Raw genomic sequence first — 20,655 nt, forward strand, 5'->3', positions numbered from 1 at the left:
GTCCTGGCTGGGCAGAGTCCTGGCCGGGTTGGCGATCTTTGCTGTCACGCTTCTTGCCGAGCCGATCGGCGCGAGCGGCCAGGAAGTGGAAACGGTGCGCATCGCCACCTTCAACGCCTATCTGCTGTCGCCGATCTTCAAATGCGCCAATCCGAACTTCGCCGATTGCCTCATCCAGATCCACGGCCAGACCGAAAAACAGGCCAAGCATCTCGCCGAGACCATTCTCAAGGACACCGACCGCTTCGACATCATCGCCATCAACGAGGCCTGGGACGAGGACGCCAAGCAGATCCTCATCGACAGGCTGACGCCGGTCTATCCGAACTTCGTGCGCAAGATCGACGCCGCGCTCTTGAAGGTGCGGCCGCAGGCCATCGTCGATGCCATCACCAGCCTCGATCCGGCGGCGGCCATAGCCATCTATGGCGAGCCGATCGAGAAGATCGACGGCGAGGACAGCGGCCTGATGTTCTTCGCCAAAAAGGACTTCAAGTTCCTGCCGCTGCCCGACGACAGCTTCAAATGGGGCAAGAACGACGGCGAGACACTGGATGCCGCGACCGACGAGGTCGGCTTCACGCTCTACGATCATTGCGGCGGCGTCGACTGCCTGTCCGGCAAGGGCGCGGCGATCGTGCGACTGCTCCACCAGCCCTCGCAAAGCAATTACACGGTCGTCTTCACCCATGCCCAGGCCGACTATTTCGACAAGAGCCCGCCCGAGCTTCACGCCGACGCCCGCGATGCGCAGTTCGACCAGGTCCAGAAGCTGATCGAGACGACGCTGTCGCCGCTGACGGCAGCGCAGCGCAAGCGCGAACGGGTGCTGGTGATGGGCGACCTCAACGTGCCGCTGTTCCACCAGCCGATGGGCGAATGGGCGCGCCGCTTCGCCAGTCCCGGCAAATACTGGACATCCAAGCACTATGACAGCTGGGCAGCGACCAACCGTGCCGACCCCGGCATCTCCAACTACATCGACGGCGAGCGCTACGATTATATCCTCGCCGCGCCGCAGCCTTATCTGAGCGGCGGCATCGAAGGACCGATCTGCGTCCAGCATGTCACCATCCCGGTCGATTTCGTCAACCTCGAGAGCGACCACAATCTTTTGACCGCCGACCTCAATCTCGGCAACAATTTCTGCCATCCGGGCATTGCCTACCAAGTCGACCTGAAGTCGAAGAAGGGGCCCGACGGCAAGCCGCAGGCCGAGGAGGTGATCGATTTCAGGAACGGCCAGGACGTCACCCAGATCCGCTTTCCGGGTTCGATGCAGTGGTTCCACGTCGTGCGCCAGGATGCGGGCAGCTATTCGATCGGCGCCGACAATCCGGGCGTCAACATCGACATCTACCAGCCGTCCAACATGACGACGCCGATCTCCAGCTATTACGGCGACACCAGGACGATCCAAGACGGCGAGCAGACCTTCACCGTCCACACCTATGCGCTGCCCAAGGAGTTCTTCATCCGCATCACCGGCAAGGACCGCGACTGGCGAGGCAATTATGCGCTGCTGGTGCGCCGCCATACCTGTGCGACCAAGGAAGAGGCCTGCCCGCTGCAGCCTGGCGAGCCGCCGCAGTTCGCCTCGCTCACGGAAGCCGGCAGCCTGCTCGGCAGCCAGGACGAAGCCTGGTTCCGTTTCGACGTCGTCGGCCAGGCCGACAGCGGCGCCGACCAGACCGTCACGCTGACCGCCGACGGCTTGCCCGACCCGAACGGCTACAAGGCGACGCTGGAGGAGTTCGACAACCCGCATGGCGGCGAACCCCCAATCGCTATTTCCGGCAGCAGCCGCATCGTCAGCGACGCCATGGGCGACGGCACGCGTGGCTATCTGGTCATCCACCAGGCCGCGGCTGGAAACCAGCCGGTGCGGGTGCGCGCCTCCATGCAGACCACGGTGCGCAATCTCGAGATGAAGGCGCTGATCTGCGAGGACGAGACCAATCCGGAATTCGGCTCCGACGACATCTTCACGCAACTGTCGATCGACAGCCGCACCATCCGTTTTCCGGCTTCAGGCGAGGTGGAGTTCGACTGCGACGACTCCGCCGACCAGAAGGATTGGGCGACGCGGTTCGGCAGCTCGAACCTTACCTTCGTCGACCATGCCGGACTTAAGGTGTTCGAGCAGGACGACACCAGCCCGGACGACCCCAGCCATGTCAGGGATTTTCCCGACCTGCCGGTCGGCGCCAGCTCGATCGACGGCGTGCGCACCCCGCTGATCTGGAAATTCGAGGGCGGCCGCTACCGGCTCAACTACGAACTGACGATGCGCAAGAACGAACCCGTGGCGGCCGCGCCCTAGCAAAGCCGAGGTCGAGCCGCCTCCTGTCGATTGATCGATTCCCAAAAAACAAGGCCCCTTGCGGGGCCTTGTCGCGACACCTTCGATTGCAGAGCCCTGCCCTACTTCCCAGCCATCGCCTTGGCGTTCTCCGGCGTGATCGCAGTGGTGTCCACCGTCACCGTCGGCTCCACCGAGGTCGCGCAATCGAGCAGGATCTTCTTCGACATCTCGATCGCTTCCTTGGCGCCCGTCGGGTAGGTGAAGGTCGCCGCCCAGTCACCCTTGGCGACGGCCTCGATGCCGCCGGCCGGTCCCGGCAAGCCATCGGTGCCGATGATCTTGACGTCCTTGCCGGCGCCCTTGGCGGCAAGCAGCGCGCCGGCCGCCATCATGTCGTTGGAAGCATAGAGCACCTTGATGTCGGGATGCGCCTGCAGCATGGCGGCGAAGGCGGTCTGGGCTTTGTCCGGCACCCAGTCGGCGGCCTGCTCGGCGACGACCTGGATCTTGGCGTTTTCCTTGACGCCGTCCTTGAAGCCGTTGAGGCGTTCGACAGCCGGCGTGGAGCTCGGCAGGCCTTCCAGCACCGCCGCCTCGCCGCCATCCGGCAGCAGCGTCTTGGCGGTGTATTTGCCGGCTTCCATGGCGATCTTGTAATTGTCGCCGCCGATGAAGGCGGTGTAGTCCTTGCCGGGGTCGCCGACCGTCTTGCGGTCGAGTTCGATGACCGGGATGCCGGCATCCATGGCACGTTTGACCGCCGGCGTCAGCGGGGCCGCCTCGAAGGGCGAGATCAAAAGGATATCGACCTTCTGGGTGATGAAGTTGTCGACCTGCGAGGTCTGCGTGTTGACGTTGCCGGCGCCGTCGGCGATCTGCAGGGTGAAGCCCGGCACTTCCTTGGCCGCCGCGGTCAGCTCGTCATTGACGTGCTGGCGGTAGGGTTCGGCATTGTTCGCCTGCGAAAAGCCGATGATGAACTGGCCGTCCTTGGCGCAGGCTTTCACCATCGGGTCGGCGGCTTGCGCCGCTCCCGCAATGCACAGGCCAGCGCCTGCCAGAAGCGCGGCCTTGAGCACACGCCTTTGTGTTGTGGTTTTCATAACTCTCTCCTCCTCGTCGGGCCGGGGGCCAGACCTTGGTTGACGTCCACTTGCTGCCGCCTTCCTCCTAACGACCCAAACCCTCGCGGCGGCGAACGAGGGATTGAAGCACTGCCGCCAACACGATGATCGCGGCGGTCGCGAGCAGCTGCATGGCAGGCGTGATGTTGTTGAGCTGAAGGATGTTGGCCAACGCGCCGAGCATGATGGTGCCGGCAACGGTGCCGACCATCGAGCCGGCGCCGCCGAACAGGCTGGTGCCGCCGATAACCACGGCGGCGATGGCCGTCAGCTCGTAGCCCATGCCGTCATTGGCGCTGCCGAAATTGAACTGGCCGGCATGCACGATGCCGGCAAGCGCCGCGGCAAAGCCGGTGATGGCATAGACCGAGATCTTCACCATGGAGACGGGCACGCCGGAAATGCGCGCCGCGCGCTCATTGCCGCCGACGGCAAAGACGTAGCGGCCGAAGCGCGTGGTGTTGAGCACCACCGTCGCGATCGCGGCAAAGACGATGAAGACCAGCGTCGCCACCGGCACGGTGTTGTTGAACAGACGCTCGCCCAGCACGGCAAACACCGGCGGCGCCAGGCCCGGCCCGTCGCCGTATGAGATGTTGATGTACTGGTTGCCGGAGACGACGAGTGCCAGACCGCGCGCGGCCTGCAGGCCGGCGAGCGTGACGATGAAGGGTTCGAGCCGGAAACGGGTGGAGATGGTGCCCTGGAGGGTGCCGAAGACGATGCCCATGACCAGCACGGCAAGGATGGTCGGGATGAGGCCGAAACCGCCGGAAATCATCATCGATGCGGTCACCACGCTGGACAGGCCGAGCACGGCGCCGACCGACAGGTCGATGCCGGCGGTGATGATGACGAAGGTCATGCCGATGGCGATGATGCCGGTCTCCGACACGGCACGCACGATGTTGGCGATGTTGTCGGGGTTGAGGAACAGGATCTCGCCATGCCGGCGCGGCGAGAAGATGATGCCGCCGATCGCCACCAGCACCAGGCCGATCAGGCTCTGGAAGCGCACGATGAGGGCCAGCGGGTCGCGATGCTTTGGCGCTGCCGCCGGCACCGCCGGAGCTACTGCCACCGAGATCTTTTCGTCCGCCATCAGGCCTCCCTGCCATTTGCCGCGGCCAGCACCGTGTGCTCGTCGACGCCGCCGATGAATTCCGCCACATTGCGCCCCTGGCGCAGCACCACGATGCGATCGCAGAGCCCGATCAGTTCCGGCATCTCGCTGGAGGCGACCAGGATGCCGAGGCCCTGTGCCGCCAATTGCCGCAACCGTGCGTAAATCTCGCCCTTGGCGCCGACATCGACGCCACGCGTCGGCTCGTCGAGCAGCAGCAGCCGGGGATTGCCGAGGATTTCCTTTGCCAGCACCACTTTCTGCTGATTGCCGCCGGATAACGCGCCGACGGCGATGTCGGGGTTCTTCGGCCTGATGTCGAACTGGCCGAAGGATTGCCGCACCGCATCCGCCTGGCGGCGCGGCGACATCAGGCCGGCCGGCGAGATGCGGCGGATCACCGACATCACGAGGTTGAGTCCAACAGCCATCCTGAGCATCAGGCCACTGCCGCGGCGGTCGTCGGTGACGAAGGCAATGCCGGCCGCGCGGGCCGCCTTGATCGAATCCAGCTTCACTGGCCGTCCGTCGATGGCGACCTCGCCCTCCCAGCGGCCGGACAGGCCGGCGCCATAGAGCGCGCTCAGCAGTTCCGTGCGCCCTGCCCCCATGATGCCGGCCAGCCCGACGATCTCACCTGCATTGACATCGAGCGAGATGCCGGTCGGCGGCTGCCATCCGGCACTTTCATGGGCAAGCCTGAAGCTCGCATCGCGCAGGCTGAGCAGCGTCTTGCCGGCGGCCCTCGAGCGCCCGGGATAAAGCTCGTCCAGCGGCCGCCCGACCAGGAGGCGAACCAGTTCCGCCTGCGGCGCATGCGGCTCGGTGACGCCGGCAATGCTGCCGTCACGCATCACCGTCACCCGGTCGGCGATCTGCGGCACCTCTTCCAGGCGATGCGAGATATAGACGATGCCGACGCCGGTGGCGGCGAGCTTGCGCATGATGTCGAACAGCCTCTCGACCTCGCCGACCGTCAATGCCGCCGTCGGCTCGTCCATGATCAGCACGCGCGAGGCGTAGGACAGCGCCTTGACGATCGCCACGACCTGGCGCTGGCCGATCGACAGATCGGCGACCATCGCCGCCGGATCTATGGCAAGCTCGATGGCTTCCAGCCGCTTGCGGGCCTCGCCGCGCATCGCCGGCACGTCGAGGAAGCCGCCCGGCCGCATCAGCTCGCGGCCGAGGAACAGGTTGGCGGCGACGTCGAGCGTCGGCACCAGGTCGAGCTCCTGGAAGATGGTGGCGATGCCGGCGGCTTGCGCCTCGCGCGGATTGTTGAAGGTTACCTGCTTGCCGTCGATGAGGATGGTGCCCTCGTCCGGCGTGTAGACGCCCGATAACAGGTTCATCAGCGTCGACTTGCCGGCGCCGTTCTCGCCGAGCAGGGCATGGATCTCGCCGGCCTTGAGATCGAAGTCGACGCCGCGCAGCGCCTGGACGCCGCCAAAGCGCTTGACCGCACCGGTAACGGAAAGCAACGGCGCGCTCATATTGACCTCACGGGGGCTGACCTCACGGGAGCCGACCTCACGGGAGCCGACCTCATGGGAACCGGCCCCGCACAGGATTGCCGGACCTGCAGCATAGCCTGCAGCCGGACCGCTTGCGGCTCCAGGCCGCTCGACGCGATGCGGGCGCACAGCAAGGTCGCTGCCTGCCGGCCGATCTCGGTGCAGGGCTGCGCGACGAGCGTCAGCCGCGGCTCGAAGCAATCGGCCCATTCGAAATCGTCGAAACCGGCAAGCGAGAGATCCCCCGGTATCGAGAGGCCTCTTTCGCGGATTGCCCGCACCGCTCCGATGGTCGTCATGTTGTTGCCGGTGACCAATGCCGTGGGCGACGACGGTAGGGACAGGATGGCGTGGGTCGATGCCGTGGCGCTCGCCGTGTCGACGTTCTCGGGCGAGACATAGTGCGGCAGGCATTCAAGTCCATTGGCGACGAGCGAGGCGCGAAAGGCCTCGATGCGTTCGCGCGTCGTCGCCAGGCCCGGCTGGCCGGCGATATAGCCGATGCGCTTGTGGCCGAAGGAGGCGACGTGGTCGATGAGCGCCCGCATCGCGGTTTCGTTCTCGACGCCGATCTGGTCGAAGCGCTGATCGGCGAAGCGGTCGATGAGCACGCAAGGCAGCTTCTTCTCGGCCAGGTAGTCGATGGCGCGCTGCGGCGAACCCGACGGTGCCAGGATGACGCCGTCGACACGGCGCTGGTGGAAGGCGCGCACCACCGACAGCTCGCGGTCGGGATCTTCCTGCGTGTCGGAGAGGAACACCATGAGGCCGAGACGCGCGCATTCGGCCTCCACCGCGCAGATGATGTCGGTGAAGTAGGGATTGGAGATCGCCGAGATCGCCAGGCCGACACTGTTGGTCGACGCCACCTTCAACGACCGCGCCAGCTCGTTGGGCTGATAGCCCATCGCGGCAATCGCATCATTGATGAGCCGCGCCTTCTCCGGCGAGACGAAGCGGGTGTGGTTGATGACATGCGAGACGGTCGAAACCGACACGCCGGCGCGGCGCGCGACCTCAGCCATTGTCGGCATGATGGCTCAATCGGAGTGCTGGCAAGCGCTCCTCCCTGATGATGCGTTTCCTGGCCCGCTCTAATTGATTTCGGCGGATTTTGGAAAACCATAATGTCATCGAAACGTTTGCGCAATCGCTTCGATGCGTTTTTTCGCCGAGACCATTCGTTGTGGTGCCGTGGCGATCGCGCAATCTTATCTTTGGCGGAAAATAGAGCGTGCGCGCACGGTTGACCTGCCGATACTCGTGAGAACACATTGCGGTATCGTTCGGGATCGCAGAAGCATCTGGGTCCAGCTTCACGAAGAAGGGCTCGCTTGAAATGGCTGGTATTTTCTATTTCCGGAGCCCGGCTGGTCGTTGACACGTCGGGCGAGCGAGGGGCTGGTTTTCCGCATCGGGCGCCGGATCGACGCAAGGTCGTCGTTGGCCGGCATTCCCGGCCTGAGATTTCACGAAACCGGGGCAAACCTCGGTTATCTCCATGCCAGGCACGGCGTGACGCCGGCGACGTTATCTGGCGCGACGGGTCCGCACAGCGGAGGTGCCCGGCATGATGCGTGGTGACCCAGCCGAATGAACGAGCGGACGGTAGCAATCTGCATGCTCGCGATCGGCAAGCCAGGCTATGCGCTGGCGGCGCGCGAAGCCGTTGCGTCCTTTCTCCGGAACACGGATTTCGAAATCTATATAGTCACGGATCGGTTCTCCTCCCCAATCTTGCCGCCCTCGCCGCGCATCCATCTCAACTTGCTCGACGCCGCACGGCAGGAATACCGGGCCGACGGGTTTCTGGCCAAATTCGACGCATTGGCCTGGTGTCTCGGGCAGTCCAGCGCCGAGATCATTATTCAGGTCGATGCCGATACCATCCTGTTGCGCCCCCTGGCGGCGGCCGAGGTGTCGACGGCGCTGGGCGAACAGCGGATGGCAATGGTCGAACAGACCGGCATCGCTGGTTCGGGCATGACGCCGGGGGACTTCCAGGAACATTACAGCAAGCGCTCGCTAGCATTCATCGACGGGTCAGCGGCGGCGCCATCTGCGATATCGTTTCGCTACTTCAACAGTGGCGTGGTGCTGGCCTTCAGGGACGAACTGCAGCTTTTGCTGGAGTGGGTTGCGGCCCGACGGTTGCTTTTGCCTGCCGATCACTCGGTTGGCGCGCACATGATCGCCGACCAGGACTATTTCCAGGTGTGGGCAAATTCAGTGGTGCCGGATCGCTGCGTCTCCCTCTCCTGGCAATGGAACCATTGCGGCCACTGGGATACGGGCTTTCCCCGACCGGATGCGCTGATCGCCCACTTCAGCAACTTCTGCAACGGCCCCGAATTTGAAACCGTTCTCGCGATGCATAACCTTCTTGCCGAAGGTCCCGCCGGCCCCTTGCTAGACAACGCAGCGACAGGGCAACCTGCCGACCTGGCGTTCATCATCATCACCTACAACTCGTCAAAGATAATCGGCTACTGCCTCGACGCCCTGCCGGACCAGCATGAGATCATTGTCGTCGACAATGCCTCGACCGACGAGACACTCGATCACGTGACGCATGAGGGCGTGACCATCATCCGGAACAAAAACAATGAGGGTTTCGCCGCCGCTGCCAACCAAGGCGCCGCCGCCGCCAGCGCCAAATATCTATGCTTCCTCAACCCGGACTGCCTTGTGACATCGGCTGCGGTCGAGGTGGCACTCTCGACGCTTCGTCGAAAACCCGATGCTATGATCGTTCCCGACTATGTCGACTGGCATGGCGGAGTCACAGCCGGTCGCCAGCCCGGCTATTCCCGACTCAAGCTGACAGCCGACCTTCTGGACAATAACGGCATGGCGAAATGGGCTCGGCGCCTGAGACGTCTCCCATTCTATCACGACCACAAGTGGAGCTGGCCGCTCGCGGCCGCCCTGTTCGTTCGACGAGAGATTTTTCATGCTATCGGCGGTTTCGACGAGAGATACTTTTGCTACATGGAAGATGTCGCGGTCGGATTTGAAATGGCACGGCGTGGGCTCGAAATCGTCGAACTGGACCATGTGCTGCCGCATCTCGGTCAGCGAGGCGCGGATATCCCGACCTCCGTCCGGATCTCGTTGATCGACAATGCGCGGCTCAAGTTCGCGGAGCTGCATTACGGCCGTGCCTTTGCGGCTACGCTTCGCGGTCTGCGATGGGTTCTCCATCGCCGCCTCGGTATCAGGGAAGCGCTGCGCCGAAAACGGTGGCGTGCGCTGGAAGGCCGATGAACTACTATGTTCTGCCTGGGGTCGGTATTTATGGCGGCATCAAGGTTGGCTTCCAGTTCGCGCAGTTGCTGACGGACGCCGGCGTGCCGATGGCGGTCGCGACCCCTGGCAACCTTGCGCCTTCATGGTTCCGATGCAGTCAGCCTGTGGTGGACAGGCAGCAGGTCGTCGCGAATGCCGGGAAGAGCGATACGCTCATCTTCTCATTGCCGCACGACTATCCCGAGTTGAAGGCAACTGGGGCGCGGCTGATCTTCCACTGCCAAGGTACCGACCCCCTCATCAACCCCATTCTGCACGACAGGGATGTCACCGTGCTGACGTGTTGGGAACAAGCGACGACTTATGCAATGTTCGTCGCCCGGCGCGTTTCGATCGATGTCGGCATATCGATCTCCGACGCTTTCTTCCATGACGGATCCCCCAAGGATGAGCGGTGCGCAGCCTTCATGCCGCGCAGAGGCGCCGCGATAGCCCAATCGGCGAAGAAGCATGTGCTCTCCCTCCACTTCCTGCCGATTGACGGCGTTAGTGAAGATATCTGCGCGAACAGTCTTAAGCGCTCCGGGTTCTTCCTGGGCACGGCAGTCTCTGAAGGCTTCGGACTGCCGGCGCTCGAGGCGATGGCGGCGGGCTGCGTTGTAGTATCGGTTCCAGTCATCGGTGGGATGGAGTATCTCAAACATGGGCATACCGCATACATCGCTGAGCCGACAGAACTGCCAGCCGCGCTCGCCGAAATCAGCAAGCAAGGCGCAGGCTCCCGGCGTGCCGCACTGCGCGACGGCGGCGCGGCGATGGCATCCCGTTACCGCATCGCGGTTCAGAGAAAGAAACTGCGATCTGCTATGGAGGCGGGCTTGAAGGACGCCTTGTCATGGAGCTAAGCGTCATCGTTCCTTCATGGGGCCTGACGGCGCTGCTGCGAAGTTGCTTGCTGCAGCTTGAGCATGCCTTGGCGAGGACACAGCTAGGCAAGACCTGTGTCGTCGTCGTCGACAATGGCTCCGCCATACCCTATCTCGCCGATGATCTCGCGCCGCCGCACGTGCGGATCGTCAGGCTGGATCTAAGGCATTCCTTCTCGGCAGCCTGCAATCGCGGCGCCCGCGAGCTTGCCGCCACACGGTACCTCTTCCTCAACAATGACGTGCTTCTGCATCCAGACGCGCTGGTGGAGATGCTTGAGATCTTCCGTGACCACAAGGTTGGCATCTGCGGCACAAGGCTGGTCTTGCCCGACGACACGATCCAGCATTGTGGTGTGCGGTTCGACGCTGGAGAACGTGGCCCCTATCACCAGGATCATGGCAGGCGAAGCGCGATCGTCAGCCGGGCGACGACTTTCCCGCAGGCCGTGACGGCGGCTGCCATGATGATCGACCATGCGGCCTTCAACGCCTTGAACGGTTTCGACGAGACATTCCCTTTCGGCTATGAGGATGTCGATCTCTGTCTTCGGGCACGGCAATTGGGAATCCGCATCGCATGTGGCCAGCGCCGGGATTCATTGCATCTGGAATCGACCTCGGACCGGCGGCCTGACCGCCACAAGGCCTCGCGCAAACTGTTCTTCGAGCGGTGGCGTGGGCGCTACACCATAGACGGAGACGAGAGCGGGTGACGCAGGCAAACGAGATATCGCTGATCGTCCATACGCGGGATTCGGCACTGACCTTGCCCCGGCTGCTGGCAACCACCGCCTGGGCATCGGAGCGCATCGTCATCGATATGCAAAGCGGCGATGCGACCATCGAGATCGCACGTGCGGCCGGCTGCCGGGTGCTGAGTTGTGCAATCGTCGATGCCGTCGACGCAATCCGCAACCAATACCTGCCGCAGGCGCAAAACGACTGGGTGCTTGTGCTGGATTCCGACGAGTACCTCGCCGACGACGCATACGAGGCACTGCAAGGGCTCGTGCGCGATTATAGTGACAACACTGACGCCTTTGCGCTGCCAAGATTCAACTCCGTCGCCGGCCATGTCATGCGCGGCTCCGGCTTCTATCCGGATCACCAGATACGGTTCTTCCGCAAGGGGACCGTCGCCTGGCAACCAGGCCATCATCGTGTGCCGCAGGTTCTGACCGGTGCCAAGCGCCTTCGTCGGCTGGAGGCACCGAACTGCCTCCACATTCACCACGAAAACTATGTCGACATCGCTTCGTTCATTGCCCGGCAGGCGCGCTATGCGCTAAGCGATTCGTACGATCCCAATCCCGACAATTTCGATTTCGGGACCTATGTCGCCGAGGCCTATGCCGAGTTCGAGCGGCGCCATGAGCCCGCCAATGATGGTGAACTTTCCACCGCAGTGGCAACCGTGCTTGCCTGGGACCGGATCATGCGCGGGCTGATCCACTGGGAACGGCTAGGGCGCCAACAGCCACTCAACCCGGCCTTCTCCCTGCCGATCGTGCCAACCGCCCAAAAACATCAAGGCAGATTGCGCCATCAGCCGCGCGAGATCGGGCGCCGGCTTCGCCGGTTCTTCCAGCGTCAGCGGCGCTAGTTTGCATCACTTTGCGCGCTGCGCAATTTCGATCAAACCGGCCGCGTGGAAAGGCGGCAGTATGATCTGGCCAAGGCGGGAAGGAGCGCCATGAACCCGACCGAAAAAGCGCTGTGGTTCGTCGAGAGCCATCTGCCGGAAGCGATATCGCTTGACGATGTCGCCCAAAGCAGCGGCGTGTCGCGCTTTCATGTGACGCGCGCCTTCGGCGCCGCCACCGGCCGTTCGGTGATGGGTTATATGCGCGCGCGGCGCCTGACCGAGGCGGCGCGCCGGCTAGCCGGCGGGGCGCCCGACATCCTGCGCGTCGCGCTCGACGCCGGCTACAACTCGCATGAGGCTTTCACCCGGGCCTTCCGCGACCAGTTCGGCACCACGCCGGAGCTGGTGCGCGCGCAAGGTTCGACCAAGTCCCTCCACCTCGTGGAGCCAATCCTGATGGACCAATCCCCTCTCGCCAACCTTGAACCGCCACGCTTCGAGACCAGCCGGCCGTTCCTGATCGCAGGTCTCGGCGAACGCTACAGCTGCGAAACCAGCGCCGCCATCCCGATGCAATGGCAGCGCTTCGGCCCCTATATCGGCAACATTCCGGGCGAGACCGGCGACGTCGCCTACGGTGTCTGCGTCAACGGCGACGATGTCGGCAATTTCGACTACATCGCCGGCGTCGAGGTGACGGACTTTTCCGATCTTCCCAGGGAATTCAGCCGCGTGCGGATACCGGCCCAGAAATATGCGGTGTTTGCGCATCGCGAGCACATCTCGACCATCCGCCGCACGGTCAACACGATCTGGAACACATGGCTGCCGGCCTCCGGGCACGAGGTGGCCGACGCGCCCGATTTCGAGCGCTATGGTCCGGAGTTCGATCCGCGCAGCGGCAATGGCGGGCTGGAGATCTGGATTCCGGTCAAGACCTGAGGCGCCGCTACAGTTCCAGGTTCCAGTTCTGGCCGACCAGATCCTTGCCGAAGGAATGGTGCCGCTCTTCCTCGGTCAGCTGGAAGCCGGCCGCCTGGTAGATGTGCCGGGCGGCGGTCAGGATGTCGTTGGTCCACAAAGTCACCGTCTTGTAGCCCTTGGCGCGGGCAAAGCCGATGCATTCCTCGACCAGCCGCTTGCCGATGCCGAGGCCGCGCGCCGAGGGTTCGACATAGAGCAGGCGCAGCTTCGCCACCTGGTCGGACTTGCGCACGATGAAGACCGAGCCGACCACCTCGCCTTCCCGCTCGGCGATCCAGGCGCGCTCCCATTTCGGGTCGAAGGATTTGACGAATGCGGCGAGGATCTCGGCGACCAGTGCCTCGTAGGTTTCGTCCCAGCCATATTCCTGCGCGTAGAGCATTCCTTGCCGGCGGGTGATCCAGCCGATGTCGCCGACCTGCAGCGGCCGCAGGATGTAAGGCACCCCAGGTTCAAGCTTGTCGCCGAGCAGGTCCTGCACGATGCGCATCGCCTTGACCAGTCGGTCCTGATCGGCAGTTACCAGACGATCGAGCAACGCACGCACCTGATCGTGCGAATCCTGGTTGAGCGGCGCAAATGCATCCTTGCCCGCCGGCGTCAACGTAATCGAGGCGCGGCGCGCATCAGCTTCCGTGGCGGCGCGCTCGACCAGGCCCCGCTCCTCGAATTTCTTCAGCAAGCGGCTGACGTAGCCGGGATCGAGACCGACATCGCGCACAAGGTCGCTGGCAACGAGCCCGTCGCGATGCGCAAGCTCATAAAGCACCCGCGCCTCGGTCAGCGAGAACGGGCTCTTTAACAGCCCCTCGTCAAGCAGGCCGATCTGGCGGGTATAGAAGCGGTTGAAGGCGCGGACCGCATCGATGCGCTCCTTGTTGGGCGCTTCCTTGCCGGGGTGAATCGTCATGGATATCTCCTGCCGGCACAGGATCAACCTTTTACTTGACGGAGTCAACTATCCGCATGATCACATCATCGGCAACACCGGCCAGCGATCGACAATTTTGCCGCCGGAAAGCACCGCGATCGGCCCGAATTGCTGCAGCACGGTCTCGCTCTGCGTCGGCCGCAGGAATGCATAGTCGCCCGGCCTGACAACGGCATCGGCAGGCAGGCCCATGAATTGCTGGTTGGAGGACAGGCCAAGCAGGCCGTTCGTCGTCATCCCCCGGGGAAATGCCGGTTCGGCCATCCACTTGCCGCCGTAGAGGTAGCAGCCCTTGCGCGGAAACCGGCCGAGCGCCCGCAGCAGGCGGGAGACGGCCGGTGGGCCGGGCAGCATCGGCTCGACCACTTTCAGGATCGGCGTCGCGATGAAGGCCGCCGGCTGGAAGCCGTCGAGGCCAGGTGTATCGAAATCGCCGGGCAGCACGAAGGCCGAACCCATCGACACTTCATTGGCCATGCCACCGCGGTGAAGCAGCGCGGTCTTTGACCCGCCGATGTTGAGAATGCCGCGCTGGCCGGCACCGAGGCACGCAACGAAAGCGGTGGCCCGCTCCGACGCTCGTGCCAGCGCCCTCGCCGGCCCGCCGAACAGGCCGGGAATGTGCGGCGCATGCGCCTCATAGGCCATGACGCCCTCGCAGCGCAGCCTTTTGTGCCCCGACAGTCCCTTCAAGGCTTGCGACAAGGCCGCCGGGTCAGCGAAGCCGCCGCGATGTAGCCCGACATCGATTTCGAAGGCGATGCGCAGGTCGACATCGAGCTCGGCTGCCAGGGCGCCATACTCCGCCAGCCGCTCCTGGGTGTCGATCAGCCAGCAGATGCGTGTCCGGTCAACTTCGCCCTTCGAAAGCATGGCCCTTGCCGCTGCGACCGGCATCGGCTTGCCGTACAGGAGATCCGCATCCGGAAACGCATTCAGCACCGCCTCGCTGATCGGCGGATGGAAAGTCATGAAGCGATCGGTCCCAAGCGCCTTGCCGATGTGCGAAAGCAGCGGCAGACAGGCGAGCGACTTGTCGACCAACCGCACGGCGAGGCCGGGGTCAAGTCTCGCTTTGACCAGGGCAATGTTGCTATCCAGCCGGTCGCGGTCGAGCAGCAGGCAGGGCTGGAAGATGCCGGCTTGCTTCAGCGCCTCCGACAACGTGGCGAAATAGGCGCTCATCATCAGGTGCCGAAAGGACTGGGTTCGATGCCGAACAGGCCAGCCATGTAGGACGAGACGAAACGGTTCTGCGGATCGATGTCGCGGCGCACCGCCATCGCATCATCCCAGCGCGGGTAAAGCTTCTTCAGGTCCGCCGCTTGCAGGCTGTGCATCTTGCCCCAATGCGGCCTGCCGCCATATTTGCGGAAGATCGGCTCGGCCGCGCGCATGAAAGGCAGCGGATCGTTGGCGGCATCGTGGTGGATGGCGATCGAACAGGTCGGCCTGTCGTGGAAGGGCGAAAGCCAGAACCGATCGGCCGCGACGCTGCGCACTTCCATCGGGAAATAGACCTCGGGAAAGCGCTTCTCGGTCAGCTCGATGATTTCGGCCAGCGCCTTTGGGCCCTCCTCGAAGGGAAGGTGATATTCCATCTCGTTGAATTTTGTCTGCCGGTCGCTGGCATAGACGTTGAGCCAGTCCTGCACATAGTCCTCGGACGGCACCTTGGCGACGGCGCCCAGGATGAGGCGGCGGCGCAACGACGGCAGCCAGGCAAGCGCGGTGCGCAGCCGGCGCAGCGTCCTCAACGAGCCCTCATCATCCTCGGTCGGGCGTGCGGTGGTCGCCTCGGTGCTGAAATCACTGGCGATGAACTGCGCATAGCCGGAGAACGGAATGTAATAGAATTCGGCCGACCGGTGCGCGGTCATCATGGTCTCGAAATCGCGCAGCATGTCGGCGATCGGCAGCACCCATTTGCGGCGGCGCAGGCGGTAGGTCGGGATGTTGTTGAGTGTCACTTCGCTGAGGATGCCGAAGGCGCCGAGCGCGACGCCGATGGCGTGGATCATGTCCTGATCCCCCGCCCGACTGAAGTCACGGACCTTGCCGAGCCCGTCGACGATCTGCACCGTTTCCAACTGCGTGTGGTAGGCGCCGAGCGTCGGTCCCGAGCCATGGGTGGCGGTTCCCAGTGCGCCGCCGACCGCCTGGCGGTCGATGTCGCCCATATTGGGCAGGCCCTGGCCGATGCCTTGCAGGATGTGCATCAGCGAACCGAGCCGCGTCCCTGCCCGCACGCGTGCCTGATGTTTCTGCGCGTCATGCGAGACCAGGCCTTCGAGCTTCTCCAGCGACAGGATCGTACCCTGCGATTTCACCAGCGGCGTGAAGGAATGACCGGCGCCGACGACGCGGACGGGACCGGGTGCCGTGCGAATGAGATCGCCGAGTTCGCCGGCATCGGCGGGGCTGGCAAGCAGACGCGGCTGGGCGGTGACAAAGCCGGACCAGTTGCTCCAGGTTTTCAACATGGCGCTCACACGACAACCCGGCGACGCCGCGCCACGAGGACGAACAGGCCAAGCAATGCCACGCTGGCGACGGCGCTGGCGGCGGCGAATTCCGGCACCGGGCGAAAATCCCTGCCGTCGATGAGCAAGGACGCCGCGACCGGACCGATCGCCAGGCCAAAGAGTTGGGCGGCCGGCACCAAAAGCACGGCGGTGCGCGTCTCGTCAGCGGTGATCGCCAGCCGGATCTGATAGGGCACGATGAACAGGAGAATGAAGCCCATGACCAAGGCGGTGACCCAGAAGGTGGTGAGACCGGGTCCGCTGGCGAGCACGAGCGAGGCGACAAGCGCGACAGCGCCGATGGCTGCGATGGCGATGCGGTAGTCGATACGCGCCTCGAACACGGTCGCCGTCATCGCGCCCAGGACCTGCACCGCGAGGCTGGCCGAGACGATCAGGCCGACCGTGCGGCCGTCGATGCCGAATTGCGCCCCGAGCGGCTCGAGAAAGGCCCAGACCGCGCCGAAGAACATGAAGTAGCAGAAGACCGACAGCAAAGCGGTGATCGAGGGAACCGTCAGCACATTGGCCAGATCCTCTTCCTTCGGCAGATCGGCGTAGTCAGCGGGAACAATGAAGGCGACCACGAGCGACAGGACGCAGACGATCGCGAGAACGAGGAAGCCGCCGGCCGATCCGGCGGCGGGGATGACATAGAGCGCCAGCAGCAACGCCAGGGCGCATTGCGCCAGGGTCTGCATGGTGACGAAATAGCCGCCGATGCGTTCGGCTCGCCGCGAACGCGCGATCAATTCGGTGGCGACGGCGACCAGGCCGCCCTCGGCGAGACCAGCCAGGGCGCGCGCGGCCATCAATGTGCCGGCCCCGGCGGCATAGGCCGTCCATATGTTCGCCAGCGCCAGCAGCAGAAGGAGAACCGCACTTTTCCAGCGCATGTTGTGGGCGGACAGCAGCATCGCCACGATCGCCGAGCCGATGGCGATGGCAATCATCTCGACGGTGGCGACCAGCGCCAGTTCATCGCCGCTGACATGGCCCTCGGTATAGAGGGCGCCGAGCAGCACGGGCTGCAGCCCAAGGATCAGCAGGCCGATCGACCCGATCCACAGAGCCGAGGCAAGCTGCCCGCCGGTCGGATTGCCGACCAGCCAATCGCCATTGCCCTTGTGTCCGGTGTCCTTGTGTCCGGTGCCCGTGTGGCCGGTATCTGTCGAAGCCAAAGGCGCGCCTCCCAACGTCCTTGCCGCGCGGCAAAAAAACTGACAATCTGTCAGGATTCCAGAAACTGATACTTGATCATATTTGTTGTCAATCAGAATTTGGAAACGCGCGCGAAAGACCGGTGCATGGTTGAAGCAAGGCAGACGGTAATCGAGCCGAGGCGCAGGCCCAAGCAGGAGCGCAGCCGCGAGCGCATCGACGCCATCCTGTCGACGACCATGCGGCTGATCGGCGAGAAGGGCATCGATGCCGTCACCATGAAGGAAGTCGGCATGCTGGCGGGCGGGCCGATCGCCACCGTCTATCACTACTTTCCCAACAAGTCGGCGATCCTGGCAATGCTCTATGAGCGTTTCTCCGAAGTCAGCCGCGCGCGGCTGTCAGCGATTGTCGCCGATGTCCGCGAAGCCAAGGACATCATCGTGGCGGCCGACCGGCTGCTCGACGACTATCGCAGCCGCGTTGCCGGCGATCCGGCCATCCAGGATCTGCAGAACGCCATCCAGGCCGACAAGGCGCTCAAGAATCTCGACATCGCCGAGACCCGGCATCAAGCCAAGATGTTCTGCGACCATGTCATCGCCTTGCTCGCGCCGGACAAGCACGAGCAGTTCGAACGCATGGTTCTCTTGATCTTCCAGCTCGCTGGCGCCGTGGTGCGGCTGGCGCTTGCGGAAGGCGGAGCCGAAAGCCACCGGACCATCGAGGATTACCGGTCGATCATCCACACCCAGTTGCGGCTGTTTTTGTAGCCCTGTGTTTTTGTAGCCCAGGCGATCTGTAGCCCTGGCGATCATCAGCAAGCTGCCGCGAATGAGAGGTGCCGGGCGGCGCAAGCATCAGGACGCCCGCTATGCGAGCTGGCGGACAAGGCCTTCGAAGCCGTCGGCAAGATTGGCATTGCCGGCAGCGAGAAACACGGAAAGATTGCGGGCGCCACCGGGCGTCTTGTTGGCATCAAGCAGCACCGCCCTGCCCTCATGCATGACGAAATCGAACTTTCCGTAGTCAAAGCCAAGCCGGCGCCTCAGCGCGCGAAGCTCCTCGGGAACCGGAACCGGCTCACGGCGGATCGTGTCGTCGCCCTTCACGAGGCTCTGTGGCGAGACATGGCGGGTGCAGCGCTCGCGCTCGCCGCAGAATATCCAGAAGCGGGCTCCAAAGCCGTCCGGTTCCGGCTCGGGAATGAATTTTTCGACGACGAGATCGCTGCGGTCGAAGACCGCCGGCGCGACCTCCGAAAGGGATGTATAGATGCGATAGCCCTCGATAGGCTCGACGCCGGGAAACGGCTTCGGCTTTCCGGCACGCAGCGATCGCCGGTTGAGCGCCTGCTCCCGCATCCCGAGATTGTTGAGATTGCTCTTGACGATGACCGGCCCTAGCCAGTCGTCATCCTTGCCGATCACCGCGCCACTGACGCGTCGCTTGGAGATGTCGGCGGCCCCGATGTTCAGGCAGAAGGGAAAAGCGCGTGCGTATTCGACATATTCGGGTGGCGTCACGGTCGCATCGACGTGCAGCACCGCTATATCGGCCTCCGGCTTTGCCGACGTTCCAGGGATTATGCGGACGGAATGCCCGCGTCGCTTCAGTTCCTCCAGCAAACCGAAAAGCATATAGGAGTTTCCGCGGCGAAACAGCGGCCCGCGCCGGCGTTCGAATCTGTCGAACTCATGCGTAATAACCGCGATGCGTGTCATGCGCCCCCCGCTTGGTCTCTTTAGCGTCCTCTATTATAGCTGCCAATACAATGCCGGCTTGGGGCTGTGGATGACCGACCATTGGAATGCCATTCGAAGGCACTGGCAGTTGCTCGGACCACCGTTGCGGCCGCCAGCGGAAGCGGTTGAGGCCTATGAGCGTGAGCTCGACCTTTCGAAGGCGCACGTCATTCTGCTCGGCGTGACGCCGGAACTCGCCGGGCTCGGGACGACGATGACGGCCGTCGATGAATCGTCCGACATGATCGCCGGTATCTGGCCAGGCGACACCGCGTTGAGGAAGGCAATCAACGGCGACTGGCTCGACTTGCCGGTGCCGAACGCAAGCGTCGATGCGGTGATCGGCGACGGCTGCCTGTCGGCGCTCGGCCTTTCAACCGCGCGCCGGGCGCTGTTTGCGGCGATCGCCGGGGTACTGCGCACCGACGGCCGAGCGGGACTGCGCCTCTTTGCCGGTCCCGAAACACCGGACGATCCGGCGGCGGTGCGGGCGCTTGCACTTTCGGCCGGTGTCTCGACCTTCCACGAACTCAAATGGCGCGTCGCAATGACCGCGACGGGTGATGCGCCCGACCATGCCATTCCGGTCAGGACGATCGCGGAAAGGTTCGACGCACTGTTTCCTGACCGCAACGAGCTTTCGGCTCGCACAGGCTGGGATCTGCCCACCATCGGCACCATCGATGTCTATAGGAACTCGCCGGCCATCTACACCTTCGCACCGGCGACTGCATTGGTGAGCGAGGCGGAAGCGTACTTTGGTGATGTTCGCATCGCTTTAACCGGGAGCTATGGGCTTGCCGAGCGATGCCCGCTGTTGGTGCTGCGGGCGCCAAGACACTGAACGCGCCATGACAATGAAGACAGCAGGACGGCGCTCAAGCCGGGCAGGCGCAACCCAGGCTTTCTAAAATCGTGCGGCAGCATGAGGAAAATTTCGCTCGCATCGCCGCCTTCGCGCATCTTGACTCTCAAAAGCCAGCGGCCTATTTCAGCGCCACGTTAGCACTCGCCTTTGGTGAGTGCTAATCACAAGGCCCGGCGCCGCCGGGCTTTGTTGTTGTCCGGCTTCGCCGGATGGAGGAACTGTTTCTCACCGTTCTCATCGAGGAAGAAAAAATGGCAAAGTCGAAGTTCCGCCCGCTTCATGACCGCGTGGTCGTTCGCCGGGTCGAATCCGAATCCAAGACCGCTGGCGGGATCATCATCCCGGATACGGCAAAGGAAAAGCCGCAGGAAGGCGAGATCATCGCCGTCGGCTCCGGCGCTCGCGACGAAGCTGGCAAGCTGGTCCCGCTGGACGTCAAGGCTGGCGACCGTATCCTGTTCGGCAAGTGGTCGGGCACCGAAGTCAAGCTCAATGGCGAAGACCTTCTGATCATGAAGGAATCCGACATCATGGGCATCATCGGCTGATTATCGGCCTCACCGTCAACTGAATTCCGGGCTTACCCCAAGCCCCTGCCAGGAGCTAAAA

Annotated in this window: 19 protein-coding genes; 9 read left to right on the forward strand and 10 right to left on the reverse strand. The window is 63.6% G+C overall.

Annotated features, from left to right (window positions below):
* Positions 1-28 precede the first annotated feature (28 nt).
* Positions 29-2,323, forward strand: coding sequence for an endonuclease/exonuclease/phosphatase family protein (locus FJ978_RS08370; RefSeq protein WP_140571635.1), 2,295 nt, complete (start codon positions 29-31; stop codon positions 2,321-2,323).
* Positions 2,324-2,424: 101 nt separating this feature from the next.
* Here FJ978_RS08370 and FJ978_RS08375 read toward each other — a convergent pair whose 3' ends face one another.
* From FJ978_RS08375 to FJ978_RS08395, 5 genes are all read right to left on the reverse strand, one after another.
* Positions 2,425-3,408 (reverse strand): substrate-binding domain-containing protein, encoded by a 984-nt coding sequence (locus tag FJ978_RS08375; RefSeq protein WP_013896156.1) that lies wholly within the window; start codon positions 3,406-3,408, stop codon positions 2,425-2,427.
* Positions 3,409-3,475: 67 nt separating this feature from the next.
* A complete protein-coding gene (locus tag FJ978_RS08380) occupies positions 3,476-4,531 on the reverse strand; it encodes an ABC transporter permease (protein ID WP_013896157.1) in 1,056 nt (351 codons plus the stop codon).
* Positions 4,531-6,048, reverse strand: coding sequence for a sugar ABC transporter ATP-binding protein (locus FJ978_RS08385; RefSeq protein ID WP_013896158.1), 1,518 nt, complete (start codon positions 6,046-6,048; stop codon positions 4,531-4,533). Before FJ978_RS08385 ends, FJ978_RS08380 begins: the two co-directional genes overlap by 1 nt.
* Positions 6,045-7,103, reverse strand: a complete 1,059-nt coding sequence (locus tag FJ978_RS08390; RefSeq protein ID WP_013896159.1) for a LacI family DNA-binding transcriptional regulator — start codon at positions 7,101-7,103, stop codon at positions 6,045-6,047. The genes FJ978_RS08385 and FJ978_RS08390 overlap by 4 nt, the downstream gene beginning before the upstream one ends.
* The gene (locus FJ978_RS08395; RefSeq protein ID WP_140571637.1) at positions 7,087-7,389 is read right to left on the reverse strand and encodes a hypothetical protein; all 303 of its coding nucleotides are present in this window, start codon (positions 7,387-7,389) and stop codon (positions 7,087-7,089) included. The genes FJ978_RS08390 and FJ978_RS08395 overlap by 17 nt, the downstream gene beginning before the upstream one ends.
* 273 nt (positions 7,390-7,662) lie before the next feature.
* On the opposite strand from FJ978_RS08395, the gene FJ978_RS08400 reads away from it, so the two are divergent.
* The 5 genes from FJ978_RS08400 to FJ978_RS08420 all read left to right on the forward strand — a co-directional run bounded on the left by FJ978_RS08400 (position 7,663) and on the right by FJ978_RS08420 (position 12,774).
* The gene (locus tag FJ978_RS08400; protein WP_013896160.1) at positions 7,663-9,336 is read left to right on the forward strand and encodes a glycosyltransferase; all 1,674 of its coding nucleotides are present in this window, start codon (positions 7,663-7,665) and stop codon (positions 9,334-9,336) included.
* Positions 9,333-10,223, forward strand: a complete 891-nt coding sequence (locus FJ978_RS08405; protein WP_013896161.1) for a glycosyltransferase — start codon at positions 9,333-9,335, stop codon at positions 10,221-10,223. Before FJ978_RS08400 ends, FJ978_RS08405 begins: the two co-directional genes overlap by 4 nt.
* Positions 10,214-10,960, forward strand: a complete 747-nt coding sequence (locus FJ978_RS08410) for a glycosyltransferase (protein ID WP_013896162.1) — start codon at positions 10,214-10,216, stop codon at positions 10,958-10,960. The genes FJ978_RS08405 and FJ978_RS08410 overlap by 10 nt, the downstream gene beginning before the upstream one ends.
* Entirely contained in the window at positions 10,957-11,850 is an 894-nt protein-coding gene (locus tag FJ978_RS08415; RefSeq protein ID WP_013896163.1) for a glycosyltransferase family 2 protein, read from the forward strand. The genes FJ978_RS08410 and FJ978_RS08415 overlap by 4 nt, the downstream gene beginning before the upstream one ends.
* 90 nt (positions 11,851-11,940) lie before the next feature.
* A complete protein-coding gene (locus tag FJ978_RS08420; protein WP_140571641.1) occupies positions 11,941-12,774 on the forward strand; it encodes an AraC family transcriptional regulator in 834 nt (277 codons plus the stop codon).
* Positions 12,775-12,781: 7 nt separating this feature from the next.
* Here the strand turns inward: FJ978_RS08420 and FJ978_RS08425 are convergent, their stop codons facing one another.
* Genes FJ978_RS08425 through FJ978_RS08440 form a run of 4 tightly spaced genes read right to left on the reverse strand, consistent with a single transcriptional unit; the run spans position 12,782 to position 17,453 of the window.
* Complete coding sequence (locus FJ978_RS08425) at positions 12,782-13,726, reverse strand: helix-turn-helix domain-containing GNAT family N-acetyltransferase (RefSeq protein ID WP_140571643.1); 945 nt, start codon at positions 13,724-13,726, stop codon at positions 12,782-12,784.
* A gap of 60 nt (positions 13,727-13,786) precedes the next feature.
* Positions 13,787-14,932: a DSD1 family PLP-dependent enzyme gene (locus FJ978_RS08430; RefSeq protein WP_181176713.1), complete on the reverse strand. Its 1,146-nt coding sequence runs from the start codon at positions 14,930-14,932 to the stop codon at positions 13,787-13,789.
* 2 nt (positions 14,933-14,934) lie between these two features.
* The gene (locus FJ978_RS08435; RefSeq protein ID WP_140571647.1) at positions 14,935-16,230 is read right to left on the reverse strand and encodes a D-arabinono-1,4-lactone oxidase; all 1,296 of its coding nucleotides are present in this window, start codon (positions 16,228-16,230) and stop codon (positions 14,935-14,937) included.
* A 5-nt stretch (positions 16,231-16,235) separates the two neighbouring features.
* Entirely contained in the window at positions 16,236-17,453 is a 1,218-nt protein-coding gene (locus FJ978_RS08440) for an MFS transporter (protein WP_140571648.1), read from the reverse strand.
* Positions 17,454-17,579: 126 nt separating this feature from the next.
* Here FJ978_RS08440 and FJ978_RS08445 point away from each other — a divergent pair, with 126 nt between their 5' ends.
* On the forward strand, positions 17,580-18,206 hold the full coding sequence (locus FJ978_RS08445) for a TetR family transcriptional regulator (RefSeq protein ID WP_140571650.1): 627 nt from the start codon (positions 17,580-17,582) through the stop codon (positions 18,204-18,206).
* A 99-nt stretch (positions 18,207-18,305) separates the two neighbouring features.
* Here FJ978_RS08445 and FJ978_RS08450 read toward each other — a convergent pair whose 3' ends face one another.
* A complete protein-coding gene (locus FJ978_RS08450; RefSeq protein ID WP_246678091.1) occupies positions 18,306-19,073 on the reverse strand; it encodes a hypothetical protein in 768 nt (255 codons plus the stop codon).
* Between the two features lie 154 nt (positions 19,074-19,227).
* Between FJ978_RS08450 and FJ978_RS08455 the strand changes: the two genes are divergently transcribed.
* Together FJ978_RS08455 and groES are read left to right on the forward strand one after the other, a co-directional pair.
* Positions 19,228-20,022 carry a class I SAM-dependent methyltransferase gene (locus tag FJ978_RS08455; RefSeq protein WP_140571654.1) on the forward strand — a complete coding sequence of 265 codons (795 nt, stop codon included), beginning with the start codon at positions 19,228-19,230 and terminating at the stop codon, positions 20,020-20,022.
* 275 nt (positions 20,023-20,297) lie between these two features.
* A complete protein-coding gene (gene groES, locus FJ978_RS08460) occupies positions 20,298-20,594 on the forward strand; it encodes a co-chaperone GroES (protein ID WP_006203049.1) in 297 nt (98 codons plus the stop codon).
* Positions 20,595-20,655 lie beyond the last annotated feature (61 nt).

Origin of the sequence: Mesorhizobium sp. B1-1-7 (genome assembly GCF_006442705.1) — a bacterium.
GTDB classification, from domain to species: Bacteria; Pseudomonadota; Alphaproteobacteria; order Rhizobiales; family Rhizobiaceae; genus Mesorhizobium; species Mesorhizobium opportunistum.

Excerpts from the sequence above, each read along its gene's own strand:
- FJ978_RS08375 (WP_013896156.1), bottom strand. The coding sequence starts at position 3,408 with ATGAAAACCACAACACAAAGGCGTGTGCTCAAGGCCGCGCTTCTGGCA.
- FJ978_RS08380 (WP_013896157.1), bottom strand. The coding sequence starts at position 4,531 with ATGGCGGACGAAAAGATCTCGGTGGCAGTAGCTCCGGCGGTGCCGGCG.
- FJ978_RS08385 (WP_013896158.1), bottom strand. The coding sequence starts at position 6,048 with ATGAGCGCGCCGTTGCTTTCCGTTACCGGTGCGGTCAAGCGCTTTGGC.
- FJ978_RS08390 (WP_013896159.1), bottom strand. The coding sequence starts at position 7,103 with ATGCCGACAATGGCTGAGGTCGCGCGCCGCGCCGGCGTGTCGGTTTCG.
- FJ978_RS08400 (WP_013896160.1), top strand. The coding sequence starts at position 7,663 with ATGAACGAGCGGACGGTAGCAATCTGCATGCTCGCGATCGGCAAGCCA.
- FJ978_RS08405 (WP_013896161.1), top strand. The coding sequence starts at position 9,333 with ATGAACTACTATGTTCTGCCTGGGGTCGGTATTTATGGCGGCATCAAG.
- FJ978_RS08410 (WP_013896162.1), top strand. The coding sequence starts at position 10,214 with ATGGAGCTAAGCGTCATCGTTCCTTCATGGGGCCTGACGGCGCTGCTG.
- FJ978_RS08420 (WP_140571641.1), top strand. The coding sequence starts at position 11,941 with ATGAACCCGACCGAAAAAGCGCTGTGGTTCGTCGAGAGCCATCTGCCG.
- FJ978_RS08425 (WP_140571643.1), bottom strand. The coding sequence starts at position 13,726 with ATGACGATTCACCCCGGCAAGGAAGCGCCCAACAAGGAGCGCATCGAT.
- FJ978_RS08430 (WP_181176713.1), bottom strand. The coding sequence starts at position 14,932 with ATGAGCGCCTATTTCGCCACGTTGTCGGAGGCGCTGAAGCAAGCCGGC.
- FJ978_RS08435 (WP_140571647.1), bottom strand. The coding sequence starts at position 16,230 with ATGTTGAAAACCTGGAGCAACTGGTCCGGCTTTGTCACCGCCCAGCCG.
- FJ978_RS08445 (WP_140571650.1), top strand. The coding sequence starts at position 17,580 with ATGGTTGAAGCAAGGCAGACGGTAATCGAGCCGAGGCGCAGGCCCAAG.
- FJ978_RS08450 (WP_246678091.1), bottom strand. The coding sequence starts at position 19,073 with ATGCTTTTCGGTTTGCTGGAGGAACTGAAGCGACGCGGGCATTCCGTC.
- FJ978_RS08455 (WP_140571654.1), top strand. The coding sequence starts at position 19,228 with ATGACCGACCATTGGAATGCCATTCGAAGGCACTGGCAGTTGCTCGGA.
- groES (WP_006203049.1), top strand. The coding sequence starts at position 20,298 with ATGGCAAAGTCGAAGTTCCGCCCGCTTCATGACCGCGTGGTCGTTCGC.